We start from the raw sequence: 12816 nt of genomic DNA on the forward strand, positions 1-12816 counted from the left end.
GGCCTCAGGGGATCCGGGACAGTCGAGTTAGAAATGGTTTTCATCTCCGATAGAGGAGTATCACCCATGTCCCTCGACGTCTCCCCCACCCTGCTCGCCCAGGCCGCGCAGGGCAGCGTCGACCAGTCCGACTTCATCGACACCGTCCGCACCTCGCTCCCGTACGCCTACCGGGTCGTCTCCGGGCTCAGCGCCGAACTCAGCGCCACCGACGCCGAGTTCACCACCGACAACACCACGCCCAGCGACCACGAGCGCGCCCAGCTGCTGCGTGCGCTGGCCAGCAACGCCATCCGGGGCAGCCTGGAGGAGCACTTCGCCGTCAAGCTCGCGTTCGTCAACTGCCACCGCGTCGGCGCCTTCCGCCCCGGCACCGAGGACGGCGACGCCTACCGCGAGTTCACCTCCCTGCACAACCAGATCCGCAACCAGAGCCCCGAGCTGCGCAGCTGCTGACGCCGGGCAGCCCACCGGCCGGCCCCCGCGCCCCCGCGCGGGGGCCGAGCCCCCGCCCGGCCCGTGACGGCGGTCAGGGTGAACCGGGGTTGCACCGTGTTGCGGGCGGGTGACACCGTGCCCGGCGATCTTGTCGGGGCGCGATCGGCTGCGTACGTTCGACCCGTACCGGCCGTCCCGGCCCTGCGGGGCCGCCCCACACCACACGGAGCACCCACCATGCTGCGGAAACTCGGCTTCCTCACCATCGGACTGTTCGACGAGGCCGACCCGCGCCGGGGCCACGAGGACACCCTCGACCTGATCACCCTCGGCGAGCAGCTCGGCTTCGACAGCGCCTGGCTCCGCCACCGCCACCTCCAGTACGGCATCTCCTCGCCCGTCGCCGTCCTCGCCGCGGCCTCCCAGCGCACCCGCCGGATCGAACTCGGCACCGCCGTCACACCGCTCGGCTGGGAGAACCCGCTGCGCCTCGCCGAGGACCTCGCCACCGTCGACGTCCTCTCCGGCGGCCGCCTCAACGCCGGGATCAGCATCGGCCCGCCCACCCACTTCGAGAACGTCCGGGCCGCGCTCTACCCCGACACCGCCGAACACGAGGACTTCGGGCACCGCCGCGCCGAGCGGCTGCTGGAGCTGGTCCGCGGCGAGCCCGCCTCGGACTTCGTCGGCACCGAGGGCATCGAGGTCTACTCCCGCCGGGTCCAGCCGCACTCCCCGGGCCTGGCCGCCCGCATCTGGTACGGGGCCGGCAGCCTGCGCTCCGCCCGCTGGGCCGGCGACCACGGGCTCAACCTGCTCACCAGCAGCGTCGTGAAGGCCGAGGAGTCCGAGGACTTCGCCGAGAACCAGCGCGCGCAGATCCACGCCTTCCGCGCCGCGCACCCCGACGGCGATCGCGCCCGGGTCTCCCAGGGCCTCGTCGTCATCCCCACCGACGGCGCCACCCCCGAGCAGCGCGCCAAGTACCGGGCGTACGCCGAGGCCCGCACCCCGCGCACGCTCGCCCCGCAGGGACCGGCCCGGATGCTGTTCGCGCCGGACCTGGTCGGGACGTCGGCGGAGATCGCCGAGCGGCTGGAGGAGCACGCCGGGTACCGGGAGGTCGACGAGGTGGCCTTCGCGCTGCCCTTCACCTTCGACCGGGCGGACTACGGGCAGATCCTCACCGACATCGCCACCCGCCTCGGCCCGGCCCTCGGCTGGCGGCCGGCGGACGCCGGTTCGGACGCGGACCCGAGCGCGGATACGGGCACGGGGACGAACGGCTGACCCGGGGGCCGCGCAGACACCGGCACGGTCAGAACTCGCCGGTCTCCAGCTCGAGTTCGAAGGGCGCGGGCAGGCGCACCCGGGTGCCGAAGGGGTGCGGGCCGGAGGCCAGGGTGTAGCCGAGCGTGCCGGGCTCGGAGAACAGGGTGCAGGAGCGGTCCTGCCGGTCGACCAGGAGGTAGAGCGGCGCACCGAACTGGGCGTAGCGCCGGCGTTTCACGGTGCGGTCGGTGTCGGCGTTGGACGGCGAGGTGACCTCGACCACCAGCAGGGTCTGGTCCGGCAGCAACGCCCCCTCCGACTTGGCGAGTTCGGCAGGGACCACGGCCAGGTCGGGCACGTAGAAGTTCTCCGTCCCCGGCAGGTCCAGGTTGCCGGAGCCGGCGCGCAGACCCAGTTCGCGCATCCGCGGGCCGACCTGCTCGCGGATCAGGTCGATGGCGCTCTCATGCGCCCAGGACGGCGACACGGGGGTGATGACTCCCTCGACGATCTCGACGCGGTCGCCCGCGATGTGCTGAATCGCGTACTTGAGGGCCTGCTCCGGGTTCGGCACCCGGCTGTAGTCGCCGGGGCCGATGTGCGCTGTGCTCACTCGTTGCTCTCCTGTCCGGCGCCGGCCCGCGCGCCCGGGGGCCGCCCGCGGGCCAGACTACCGGTGCCCGGCCGCACCGGCCGGGAGCGGCGGCCGGGCAGCCGCACGGGCGGCAGCGCGGACGACGGGTCTGGCCAGATGAATAAGCGCTTGCTTAGAATCGGGCGGCCAGTGCAGCAGCGAGCGCGCCCAGGAGATGCCATGACCGCAGTCAACCGCCAGATCCGCCTTGCCCGCCGGCCGGTCGGGGAGGTGCGGGCGGAGGACTGGACCCACGGGTCCGAGGCCGTGCCGACGGCCGGGGAGGGCGAGTTCGTCGGCCGCACCCGCTACCTCTCACTCGACCCGGCCATGCGCGGCTGGCTCGACGACCGGCCGTCCTACCTGCCGCCGGTCGGGATCGGCGAGGTGATGCGCGCCGGGTCGGTGGTCGAGGTCGTCGAGTCGCGGCACCCGAAGTACCGGGTCGGCGACCACGTGGTCGGCACCTTCGGCGTCCAGGAGTACGCGCTCTCGGACGGCCGCGGCACCCTGAAGGTCGACCCCGCGCTCGCGCCGCTGTCCACCTACCTGGGCGCGCTCGGCATGCCCGGCATGACCGCCTACTTCGGCCTGCTCGACGTCGGGGCGCTCAAGGAGGGCGAGACGGTGGTGGTCTCCGGTGCCGCCGGGGCCGTCGGCACCATGGTCGGGCAGATCGCCAAGGTGAAGGGCTGCCGCGTCGTCGGCATCGCGGGCGGCCCGGAGAAGTGCGCGCTGCTCACCGGGGAACTGGGCTTCGACGCGGCGATCGACTACCGCGCCGAGGACGTCCGCAAGGCGCTGCGCACCCACGCACCGGACGGCATCGACGTGTACTTCGACAACGTCGGCGGCGAGATCCTGGACGCCGCGCTGACCCGCCTGGCGATGCACGCCCGGGTGGTGGTCTGCGGCGCGATCAGCCAGTACAACAACGAGACCGCCGTGCAGGGCCCGTCCAACTACCTGTCGCTGCTGGTGCGCCGGGCCCGGATGGAGGGGTTCGTGGTCTTCGACTACGCCCGCCGGTACCCGGAGGCCGCGAAGGAGCTGGCCGGCTGGATCGGCGCGGGCCGGATCAAGGTCAAGGAGCACGTGCTGGACGGCGGCGTGGACGACTTCCCGGCGGCCCTCGGGATGCTGTTCCGCGGCGAGAACACCGGCAAGCTGGTGCTGCGCCTGGCCTGATCCGCCGCCGCGGGCAGCGGTGCGCGCGCACCGCGGGCGGCCGCCGGAGGACCGGCGGCCGCCCGTGTGCCGGGTGCGCTCAGAGCAGGCGCTTGATCTCCCCGCGCGCCCGGTAGAAGCCGCCCGAGGCGGACTCCCGCACCTCGGCGACCAGGTACCGCGCCCCGGGGACCCGGATGTCCTTCGGGAACTGCACCCGGCGCGCCCGGTCGTAACCCGCCGACACCACCCGCACCCGCAGCCGGTTGCCGTCCTGCACGCACTCCACCTCGACCCCCGCACCGGCCGGCCCGTCGGCTGTGACGGTGACCGTCTCCAGGGCGGCGCCCGCCAGCACCGGCTCCCAGCCAGTGTCCCGCACCTCGGCCGTGGCCGGCAGGGTGCCGCCCTCGGCCGCCCGCACGGCGTGCTCGCTCGCGTCCAGGCAGGCCAGCGAGCCGTCGGTGGTGACGACGTACAGCCGGCCGTCGCGGTACTGCATGCTGTACGCCGAGCCGCAGCCGGTGGCGAGCTTCCAGAGCCGGGTGCCGTCGGCCGCGAAGCAGTAGACGGAGGAGTGGTTGTCCCCGGCGAAGACGTACTCGCCGTCCGGGGAGGCCGCGCAGGAGAACACCGCCGCGTCGCAGCGGTAGGCCGCCGTCTCGGCGCCGTCGGACTTGCGCAGCCGGTGCACCCAGCCGCGCGACGTCCCGGCGAACACCGAGTCGGCCTCCTGCCAGCCGAACAGCACCTCGCCCTTGGTGGCGGTGTGCCAGAGCTGCTCCCCGCCGCGGGAGGCGTAACGGGCGACACCGCGCGAGTGCCCGTGGTAGACGCCGTCGGCGTCGCAGCGCACCATCCAGCCGGAGTTCCCGTCGGCGTTGCGGCGCCACTGGAACTCGTCCTCGTGGTCCACCGTGGTGAGGCCGCCGCGCTCGTCGGCGACGCCGAGCACGCCGTCGTGGATGTCGAGCCAGAAGATGTCCACGTCCTCGGCGATCTCGTACGCCACCCGCGGCACCTTGCCGCCCAGGTCGTAGACCTTGCCGTTGTCGCAGCCCGCGTAGATCCACCAGTCGTCGGCGACGATGCACTTGACGCCGTCCGGCAGGCCGAAGCGGGCGGTGACCTCGCCGTCGTGGGTGAGCGTGTAGACGTCGCCGCGCTCGTTGCCCACCCAGGCGTGCTCCTCGCCCACGAAGATGCCGAAGGCGGGCGAGCCGGAGCGGAAGCGCCACAGCAGCGGCGCCTGCGTCGCGGTGGAGCGGCTGCTGACGATCTGCCGGCGGGTCACCCCGCGCCGCTCGCGCACGCCCTGGACGGCGGGCGCGTAACCCTTGCGCACCTTCTCGCCGATCTTCTTGGCCGCCGCGGCGGCCGCCTTCTCGGCGCTCGGGTAACCGGTGGTCTTGCTCTGCCCTGCGTCGCCGATCCGCCCGTAGCGGACGGTCACCGTGGTGCCGGCGAGCCGCACCTCGTAGAACTTGTGCGCACCCCCCTCGTCCTCGGACAGTTCGAGGTAGGTGACCTGCTCTTCCACGGCAACGGACACGACGAAGTCCCCTTTCGGGCAACGGAGATGACGGACACGGGCGGGGCTGCGGAGACGGCGCACCGGAGCCGGACGGCACCGGGAACGCGACCCGGGCCTGCACCCGCCGCTCACCCACGACCCCCAACCTAGGCCCCGGCACTGACAACGCGTCCGCCGGGTGCCCACCGGAGGGCCGCCTCCCACTTGCCGCCCGGCGAACCGTTCTTCCTCCGTACATCTGGCCGTCGCCCTCCGCGCACGGTAGGGATCGGGTGGCGTTGCTAGAACCTCAGCGCCCGACCTTTCTTGTCCGTGGTCATGCCGCCGGGTCACGAGCCCGTGCGGCCGTCAGGAGGAAGCCCGATGCGGAGAACCCAGCGAGTTCGGCGCCGAGCGATGGCGGGGGCGGCCGCCGCGGCCGTGGTGGGGGCCCTGCTGGCACTGCCGGGGGGCGTCGCTCAGGCGGCCTCGCCGGACGTGGTGATCAGCCAGGTGTTCGGCGGGGGCGGCAACTCGGGCGCCCCGTACACCAACGACTTCGTCGAGCTCTACAACCGCGGCACCGCGCCGGTCTCCGTCACCGGCTGGACGGTCCAGTACGCCTCGGCGAGCGGCTCCTCGTGGACCAGGACCACGCTCTCCGGGACGATCGCGCCCGGGCACTACTTCCTGGTCCAGGAGGGCGCCGGGGCCGGTGCGGGCGCGGCGCTGCCGACTCCCGACGCCACCGGGACGATCGCGATGTCCGCCACCTCCGGCAAGGTCGCGCTGGTCACCAACGGCACCGCGCTGACCTGCTCCTCGGGCTGCGCGACGCAGGCCGGCGTGCGGGACTTCGTCGGCTACGGGTCCGGCGTCAGCTCCGCCGAGGGCTCGCCGACCGGCGCCCTGTCCAACGGCACGGCCGCCCTGCGCGCCGGCGGCGGCGCCACCGACACCGACAACAACGCGGCCGACTTCGCCGTCGGCTCGCCCGCGCCGCGCAACGCGGCCTCCACCGGCGGGGGCGGCACCGGCGGCACCCGCATCCACGACATCCAGGGCGCCGCCCGCACCTCCCCGCTCACCGGCAGCGCCGTCAGCTCGGTGCCCGGCGTGGTCACCGCCGTCGGCCCCAGCGGCTTCTGGTACCAGGACCCGCAGCCCGACGGCGACCCGGGCACCAGCGAGGGGATCTACGTCTACACGGCCGGCGCGCCCGCCGTCGCCGTCGGCGACTCGGTCACGGTGAGCGGCACCGTCAGCCAGTACCGCCCCGGCGGCACCGGTGGCACCACCAACCTGTCGATCACCGAACTGACCGCGCCCACCGTCGGCGTGGTCGCCCACAACGCGCCGCTGCCCGCCGCCACCCTGGTCGGCGCCGGCGGGCGGGTACCGCCGTCCGCGGTGATATCCGGCGTCACCAGCGGGGACGTCGAGACCGCCGGCGGCTACCGGCCCACCACCGACGGCCTGGACTTCTGGGCGTCGCTGGAGGGCATGCGGGTCGAGATCGACAACGCCGCCGTCGTCGGCCCCAGCAACACGTACGGCGACCTGCCCGTCGTCCCGCAGGGCAGCACCACCCGCACCAACCGGGGCGGCATCCTGCTGCAGGCCGCCGACGGCAACCCGGAGCGGGTCACCCTCGGCAACGCGCTGGCGCCCACCCCCACCGCCAACGTCGGCGACACCCTCACCGGCGCCACCGTCGGCGTCCTCGACTACTCCTTCGGCAACTTCAAACTGCAGGTCACCGCGACCCCGACAGTCGCCTCCGGCGGCATCGCCCCCGAGGTCACCGCGGCACCGACGGCCGGCCAGCTCGCCGCCGCCACCTTCAACGTGGAGAACCTCGCCCCCTCCGACCCGCAGAGCAAGTTCGACGGCCTGGCGGCGGGCATCGTCACCAACCTGCGCTCGCCCGACCTCGTCGCCCTCGAGGAGATCCAGGACAACAGCGGCGCCACCGACGACGGCGTCACCGCGGCCGACCAGACGGTCGCCAAGCTCACCGCCGCGATCACGGCCGCCGGCGGCCCGGCCTACTCCTACCGCCAGATCAACCCGGTGGACGGCCAGGACGGCGGCCAGCCCGGCGGCAACATCCGCCAGGTCTTCCTCTTCCGCACCGACCGCGGCCTGAGCTTCACCGACCGCGCCGGCGCCGGCTCCACCACCGCCGACTCGGTGGTCAACGCCGGCGGCACCCCGCAGCTGGCCTACTCCCCCGGCCGGATCGACCCGACCAACTCCGCCTTCAACGCCAGCCGCAAGCCGCTCGCCGGGGAGTTCCGGTGGAACGGCAAGCCGGTCTTCGTGATCGCCAACCACTTCAACTCCAAGGGCGGGGACCAGCCGCTCTTCGGCCGCTACCAGCCGCCCGCGCACCCGTCCGAGGCCCAGCGCCACAACCAGGCGACGGTGGTGAAGGGCTTCACCGACCAGATCCTCGCGGTGGACCCGAACGCCTCGGTCATCGTGCTCGGCGACCTCAACGACTTCGAGTTCTCGCAGACCGCCGACATCCTCACCGCCGGCGGCTCGCTCACCGACCTGCCGCGCACCCTCCCGCTGCCCGAGCGCTACACCTACGTGTACGAGGGCAACTCCCAGGTGCTCGACCACATCCTCATCTCCGGCGCACTCGCGGCGAAGGCCTACAGCTACGACATCGTGCACATCAACAGCGAGTTCAGCGGCCAGCTGAGCGACCACGACCCGCAGGTCGTGCGGATCCCGCTGCCCTGACGTCCCGTCCGCCGACGCGGTGCCGGCTCCCGCCACGGGGGCCGGCACCGCCGCCGTTCCGGCCCCCGCCCGACCGTGCGGGGCCGCCGGGGGGCCGCGGTGCGGCGGGCCGCCGTGCCTGTTCGGGCAGTCGGTGCTGCCCGCGAGGACCTGCCGGGCCCGCCCGTCCTTCGGGTATGAGTGGGGGGAGCCGCCACCGCGAAGGAGCCCACCGTGCAGGCCCGAGACACCGCCAGGACCGCCGACACCAGGACGGAGGAGTCCGCGGCCGCCCGTACGCCGGTCCGCCGCACGGCCGCCGCACCGCCCGCGCTCGCCCTCCAGCGCAGCGTCGGCAACACCGCCGTGGCCCGGATGATGCGTCAGGACGGGCGGCCCCGGGCCGGGGAGACCGTCCAGCGGATGGCCGCCGCCGGGCCGAAGTTCCTCGCCATGAGCCGGGAGTGGTTCGCCGAGCACGGCACCGAGGTCTTCGAGGTCGACTACTACACCTTCCTCGACGCGAAGAACATCAGCACGAAGCCCCAGGTGCACGAGGAGGACTTCAAGGCCTCCGTGCGCGGCGAGTGGGAGGCCGCCCGGGCCGCACAGGCCCAGGCCCAGCAGGACGCGGCGGCCGTCGTCGAACAGCGCCGGGCCTCGACCGCCGCCGACCGCCGGGACACCTGGCAGATGGTCGGCACCGTCCGGTACGCCAACGGCGTGGGCCTCGGCAACGCCGACCGCAACCTGGAGGACCAGGTCAGGCTCAACCAGATCCGGGTCAACACCTCCACCGGGCACGTCGAGCCGGTCCTCAACCGCCGCTACCACTTCCACGTCGCCGGCGGCTCCCACGGCGCGGCGATCGTCTTCCTGCTCGACGCGGACTTCCGGGTCGTCCCCTGCATCTACGACTACGCCGACTCGCGCTCGCAGAACCGCTACAACTGGAACAACAGCGGGACCAACTACGACAGCGGCGCGGACGTGCCGGGCCTGGCCGAGTCCGTCGCCCGCGCCGCGCAGCTGGGCAACGGCTGACGGCCGCCCGGCGTCGGAGCCCGGTCAGGGCCCGGTGAGGTGGCGCAGGTAGGCCTCGAGCGCTCCAGGTAGCGGCGCCGGTCGCCGGGCCGGGCTCAGGCGTCGCCGGGCCAGGCCGCCTCGCGCAGCAGGCGCAGTCCGTTGAGCCCGACCAGCACGGTGGAGCCCTCGTGGCCGAGGACGCCGAGCGGCAGCGGGAGGGTCGCGGCCAGGTCCCAGAGCACCAGGGCGGTGATGAACCCGCCGGCGAGCACGAGGTTCTGGACGACCAGCCGGCGCGCCCGGCGGGACAGCTCGATCACCGCGGGGACGGTGGCGAGCTCGTCCCGGACCACGACCGCGTCGGCCGTCTCCAGGGCGAGGTCGGAGCCGGCCCGGCCCATCGCGACGCCGGTGTGCGCCGCCGCCAGTGCCGGGGCGTCGTTGACGCCGTCGCCGATCACCAGCACCCGGCGGCCGGCGGCCTCCAGCTCCCGGACGGCCGCGACCTTCCCCTGTGGCAGCAGTCCGGCGCGGACCTCGGTGATGCCCGCCTCGGCGGCCAGCCGGGCCGCGGCCCGCGGGTTGTCCCCGGTGACCAGCAGCGGCGTGCCGTCGGTCAGCCCGGCCAGGGCGGCGACGGTGGCGGCCGCGTCCGGGCGCAGCCGGTCGGCGGTGCCGAGGACGCCGACCGGCACGCCGGCGACCTCCACCAGGACGGCCGTGCGGCCGGCCTCCTCCAGGGCGGCGGCCAGTGCGGCCGCCTCGCCGGCGGCGCCGTCCGCGCGGCCGCCGAGCAGCCGGACCGGGGCACCGACGCCGACCACCCGGCCGTCGACGGTGGCGCTCACGCCGACGCCGGGGACGGAGCTGAAGTCCGCCGCGTCCGCGAGCGCCAGACCCCGGGTGCGGGCGGCGGCCACGACCGCGCGGGCCAGCGGGTGCTCGCTGGGGTGCTCGACGGCCGCGGCCAGCGCCAGCAGGGCGTCCTCGTCGAGGCCCGAGCCGGCCAGCGGGCGCAGTTCGGTGACCCTGGGGGTGCCCTCGGTCAGGGTGCCGGTCTTGTCGAGTGCGACGGCGTCCACCTGGCCGAGGCGCTCCATCACCACGGCGGACTTCACCAGGACGCCGTGGCGGCCGGCGTTGGCGATGGCGGAGAGCAGCGGGGGCATGGTGGCCAGCACCACCGCGCACGGCGAGGCGACGATCATGAAGGTCATCGCGCGCAGCAGCGCGTCGGTCAGGGCCGTTCCGGCGGCCAGCGGGACGGCGAAGACGGCGAGGGTGGCGGCCACCATGCCGAGGGAGTAGCGCTGTTCGACCTTCTCGACGAACAGCTGGGTGGGCGCCTTGGTCGCGGAGGCCTCCTCGACCATGGCGACGATCCGGGCGATCACCGAGTCGGCGGCGTCGCGCCCGACCCGGATCCGCAGGGCGCCGGTGCCGTTGAGGGTGCCCGCGAACACCTCGTCGCCGGGTTCCTTGGCCACCGGCAGCGGCTCGCCGGTGATGGTGGCCTGGTCGACCTCGCTCGCGCCGTCCAGGACCCGGCCGTCGGCGCCGATCCGCTCCCCGGGCCGGACCAGCACGGTGTCGCCGACGGCGAGCACCCCGGTGGGGACGAGCTCCTCCCGGCCGTCGGGGAGCAGCCGGCTCGCGGTGGCCGGGGCGAGGTCGAGCAGTCCGCGCACCGAGTCGGCGGTGCGGGCGGTGGCCAGGGCCTCCAGTGCGCCGGAGGTGGCGAAGATGACGATCAGCAGGGCGCCGTCCGTGACCTCGCCGACGGCGGCGGCGCCGAGGGCGGCGACGATCATCAGCAGGTCGACGTCGAGGGTCCGCTCGCGCAGCGCCAGGAGGCCGGCCCGGGCAGGTTCCCAGCCGCCGGCGGCGTAGGCGAGCGCGTACAGCGGGCCCCAGGACCAGGCGGGGGCACCGGCGAGGTGGAGCGGCAGGGCGACCAGGAAGAGCGCCGCCGCGGCGGCGGCCCAGCGGGCCTCGGGCAGCGAGAGCACCCGGGTGCGGCGCCGTGCGGCGGGGGCCGTGGGCGCGAGCGGGGGTGCGGGGCGCTCGGTCAGGGTGGCGGGCATGGCAGCAGGACCCTTCGGGCAGGGCGGGACTCTCGACCGATCAACCATACATGTACATATGAACGCACTTTCATTCGTTACCGCCGCGAGGCGGCTCGGAAGCGGGCCGGATGCGGGGCCGCTCCGGGGCCGGGGCGGGCGCGGAGCAGCTGCCGGGCGGCGGGAGGGCGGCTCGCGGGACGGACTGCGGTGCGGTCCGCGGGGCAGCCTCGAAAATCCGCTCCGGGGGTCGCCCGGCACCCCCTAAGCTTTACGATCATGCTTGCAAGACGACTGGCCGGGCTGCTCGTCGGCGCCCTCGCCCTCACCGCGGCCTGCACCGCCGCCCCGGCACCCGACCGGGCCGCGCCCTCCGGCACCCCGCCCGTCGCCGACGAGCCGTCGCCCGAGCCGCACACCCCGCTCGCCGTACACGCCCTCACCTCGGCCGAGCTGCAGTCCCGGTGGTGGGACTGGGCCACCTCGGTGGCGGAGGAGCGCAACCCGGTCACCGACCAGGACGGCCACCTGTGCGGTCAGGGCCAGCGGGACGACGTCTGGTTCCTGGCCGGCACCACCGGCGGCGCCGTGACCCGCAGCTGCAACGTCCCGGTCGGGCTCCCGATCGCGTTCCCGCTGGTGAACCTGTTCGGCGAGTCGTCCGACTGCCTGGAGTTCATGGACTCCGCACAGGGCAGCGCCACCCTGGACGGGCGCGAGCTGACCGCCGAGGCGCTCGGCTCCACGCCGATCCGGATGTACCCGCAGGAGGGCAACCCGTTCACCAGCGTGGAGGGCAGCGTCAACACCCACTCCTGCGGACTGTGGGTCCGGCTGGATCCCCTCGACCCCGGCAGCCACGAACTGACCCTGCGCGGCCGGTCCGGCGCCTTCACCACCTCGGTCGACTACCACCTCAAGGTCGCCCGGCCCGTCCCCACCAACGCGGCCTGACCGGGCGCCGGCCCGGCGCGCGGCGCCCGGATCAGTCCCGGCGCACCCGGGTGCAGCGGGTCACGTACGGCAGGGCGATCTCCTCCCGGGCCGCCAGGTCGGGGTGCGTGGCGAGGAGCCGGTCGACGTCGGCCAGCAGGCGCGCCCGCTCGTCCTCCGGCAGGGCGATGACGTAGCTGCGCGAGGCCACCATGGCGACGATCCCCTCCCGCGTGGTGACGTGCTCCCAGCGGATCTCCAGCCGCTCGGGCGCGCCGAACGGGGCGGGCAGCAGCGGCCGGGTGTCGATCTCCTGCCGCGCCGAACGGTGCATCAGCGCACCGAGTTCGGCCGCCCACGGCTCGGACTCGTCCCGGACGTTCCACACCAGGGCCAGCGTCCCGCCCGGCGCCAGCACCCGGGCGATCTCCGGCACCGCGACCGCCGGGTCGAACCAGTGCCAGGCCTGCGCCACCACCACGGCGTCCACGCTGCCGTCCGCCAGCGGGATGTGCTCCGCCGAGCCGGCCCGCACCGCCGCCCTCGGCACGGCCGCGGCCAGCTGCTCGCGCATCGCCGCGTCCGGCTCGACCGCCACCACGTCGAGCCCCGCCTCGACCAGCAGCCGCGTCAACTTGCCCGTCCCGGCGCCCAGATCGAGCACCCGCCGGGCCTCGCGCGGCACCGCCGAGCCGATCAGCGCCTGCGGGTAGCCGGGCCTGCCCTGCTGGTAGGCGTCCGCGGCGGCGCCGAAGGACCGCGCCCGCAGCCGGCCGGACCACCGCCGGGTCGCCCCCTGCCGGGTCATCCCGCAGGCCCGCCCGATCTCCTCCCAGGTCGCGGACCTCCCCCGGCGCAGCTCCGCCACCACCTCCGTCCGGCGCTCCTCCAGGGCCGCCACCACCTCCGACAGCCGCCGCAACCCGTCCAGTCCGCCGTCCCCCACCACGTCGTCCGCGATGTGACGACCGAGATCATCCGTAGCCATGCCCGGCACCGTACGCACCGGGAGCCGGACACGTCAACACTCATTGCCC

10 protein-coding genes are annotated in these 12816 nt (G+C 74.6%); 6 read left to right on the top strand and 4 right to left on the bottom strand.

Annotation, left to right across the window (positions count from 1 at the left end; all coding sequences use genetic code 11):
* Positions 1-66 precede the first annotated feature (66 nt).
* Together ACFYUY_RS28040 and ACFYUY_RS28045 are read left to right on the top strand one after the other, a co-directional pair.
* A complete protein-coding gene (locus ACFYUY_RS28040; RefSeq protein ID WP_387904692.1) occupies positions 67-456 on the top strand; it encodes an SCO5389 family protein in 390 nt (129 codons plus the stop codon).
* A gap of 219 nt (positions 457-675) precedes the next feature.
* Positions 676-1728 (top strand): LLM class flavin-dependent oxidoreductase, encoded by a 1053-nt coding sequence (locus ACFYUY_RS28045; protein WP_387904695.1) that lies wholly within the window; start codon positions 676-678, stop codon positions 1726-1728.
* Between the two features lie 28 nt (positions 1729-1756).
* Here ACFYUY_RS28045 and ACFYUY_RS28050 read toward each other — a convergent pair whose 3' ends face one another.
* Positions 1757-2323: a Uma2 family endonuclease gene (locus ACFYUY_RS28050; RefSeq protein ID WP_387904698.1), complete on the bottom strand. Its 567-nt coding sequence runs from the start codon at positions 2321-2323 to the stop codon at positions 1757-1759.
* Positions 2324-2524: 201 nt separating this feature from the next.
* Here ACFYUY_RS28050 and ACFYUY_RS28055 point away from each other — a divergent pair, with 201 nt between their 5' ends.
* Positions 2525-3532, top strand: coding sequence for an NADP-dependent oxidoreductase (locus ACFYUY_RS28055; protein ID WP_360215507.1), 1008 nt, complete (start codon positions 2525-2527; stop codon positions 3530-3532).
* Between the two features lie 79 nt (positions 3533-3611).
* Here ACFYUY_RS28055 and ACFYUY_RS28060 read toward each other — a convergent pair whose 3' ends face one another.
* A complete protein-coding gene (locus tag ACFYUY_RS28060; RefSeq protein WP_360215510.1) occupies positions 3612-5063 on the bottom strand; it encodes a WGR domain-containing protein in 1452 nt (483 codons plus the stop codon).
* A gap of 345 nt (positions 5064-5408) precedes the next feature.
* Here ACFYUY_RS28060 and ACFYUY_RS28065 point away from each other — a divergent pair, with 345 nt between their 5' ends.
* Both ACFYUY_RS28065 and ACFYUY_RS28070 read left to right on the top strand, forming a co-directional pair.
* A complete protein-coding gene (locus ACFYUY_RS28065; protein WP_387904701.1) occupies positions 5409-7778 on the top strand; it encodes a lamin tail domain-containing protein in 2370 nt (789 codons plus the stop codon).
* Between the two features lie 213 nt (positions 7779-7991).
* Positions 7992-8801, top strand: coding sequence for a hypothetical protein (locus tag ACFYUY_RS28070; protein ID WP_387904704.1), 810 nt, complete (start codon positions 7992-7994; stop codon positions 8799-8801).
* A 95-nt stretch (positions 8802-8896) separates the two neighbouring features.
* On the opposite strand, the gene ACFYUY_RS28075 is transcribed toward ACFYUY_RS28070, so the two are convergent.
* Entirely contained in the window at positions 8897-10867 is a 1971-nt protein-coding gene (locus ACFYUY_RS28075) for a heavy metal translocating P-type ATPase (RefSeq protein WP_387904707.1), read from the bottom strand.
* A gap of 258 nt (positions 10868-11125) precedes the next feature.
* Between ACFYUY_RS28075 and ACFYUY_RS28080 the strand changes: the two genes are divergently transcribed.
* Positions 11126-11800 (top strand): signal protein, encoded by a 675-nt coding sequence (locus tag ACFYUY_RS28080; protein ID WP_387904709.1) that lies wholly within the window; start codon positions 11126-11128, stop codon positions 11798-11800.
* A gap of 31 nt (positions 11801-11831) precedes the next feature.
* Here the strand turns inward: ACFYUY_RS28080 and ACFYUY_RS28085 are convergent, their stop codons facing one another.
* Complete coding sequence (locus ACFYUY_RS28085; protein WP_387904712.1) at positions 11832-12767, bottom strand: class I SAM-dependent methyltransferase; 936 nt, start codon at positions 12765-12767, stop codon at positions 11832-11834.
* Between the last annotated feature and the right edge of the window lie 49 nt (positions 12768-12816).

The sequence above is a fragment of the Kitasatospora sp. NPDC004745 genome, from assembly GCF_042873275.1.
In the GTDB taxonomy this organism is placed as follows: domain Bacteria; phylum Actinomycetota; class Actinomycetes; order Streptomycetales; family Streptomycetaceae; genus Kitasatospora.

Bases quoted from the DNA above. Each gene is read 5' to 3' on its own strand.
- ACFYUY_RS28040 (WP_387904692.1), top strand. From the start codon at position 67: ATGTCCCTCGACGTCTCCCCCACCCTGCTCGCCCAGGCCGCGCAGGGC.
- ACFYUY_RS28045 (WP_387904695.1), top strand. From the start codon at position 676: ATGCTGCGGAAACTCGGCTTCCTCACCATCGGACTGTTCGACGAGGCC.
- ACFYUY_RS28055 (WP_360215507.1), top strand. From the start codon at position 2,525: ATGACCGCAGTCAACCGCCAGATCCGCCTTGCCCGCCGGCCGGTCGGG.
- ACFYUY_RS28065 (WP_387904701.1), top strand. From the start codon at position 5,409: ATGCGGAGAACCCAGCGAGTTCGGCGCCGAGCGATGGCGGGGGCGGCC.
- ACFYUY_RS28075 (WP_387904707.1), bottom strand. From the start codon at position 10,867: ATGCCCGCCACCCTGACCGAGCGCCCCGCACCCCCGCTCGCGCCCACG.
- ACFYUY_RS28080 (WP_387904709.1), top strand. From the start codon at position 11,126: ATGCTTGCAAGACGACTGGCCGGGCTGCTCGTCGGCGCCCTCGCCCTC.
- ACFYUY_RS28085 (WP_387904712.1), bottom strand. From the start codon at position 12,767: ATGGCTACGGATGATCTCGGTCGTCACATCGCGGACGACGTGGTGGGG.